At 68.0% G+C, this 559-nt stretch carries 1 protein-coding gene; it reads right to left on the reverse strand.

The annotated features are described in order from the left end of the window. Positions 1–559, reverse strand: a 559-nt coding sequence (locus A5659_RS17525; RefSeq protein WP_197498054.1) for a LytR C-terminal domain-containing protein, incomplete at both ends; no start/stop codon positions are given.

A 559-nucleotide genomic window follows, 5' to 3' on the forward strand; every position in this document is an offset into this window, starting at 1 on the left:
GCCGCCATCGATCGGCTTGCCCTGATCGGGCGTCGGGTAGGTCGTGGTCGTGCCGTTGTAGTAGTAGCTCTTGGCCTTGGTCGACGTGGTGCTCGAGCTGGTGCTCGTGGTGTCGTCCATCTGCGTCTCGTCGGGGGTGGGCATCGTGAAATTGGTGTCCACGGTCAGGCGGATGTGTCCGGGCTGCACCCTGGGGCTGGGCTGCTTCGGCGCGTCCACGCCGAGCAGGTTGGCCAGGTTGAGCGCATCGGTTTGCGCGCCGGCGCCGTACTCGACCGTCGTGGAGGTCGGGTCGCCGGATTCGCGGTCGCGGACCTGACCCGGGGTGTAGCCCTTCTTTTTCAGCGCGCGGGATACCTCGGTGGCCAGACCGCTCATGCTGCCGACGTTGACCACGTCGACGACCGTGGTGGGATCCGGCTTCACGGCGGTGGTGCTCGGCGCGGTCGTCGTCGTGTCGGCCCCGATCGCCGCCGCCACCTCCGCCTTGATCGCCGCCGGGTCGACGATGTTGACGTCCTGGCCGTCGATGTTGTCGTAACGCACCACCGGCAGCGTC

The sequence above is a fragment of the Mycobacterium sp. 1165196.3 genome, from assembly GCF_001673415.1.
Lineage (GTDB): Bacteria > Actinomycetota > Actinomycetes > Mycobacteriales > Mycobacteriaceae > Mycobacterium > Mycobacterium europaeum_A.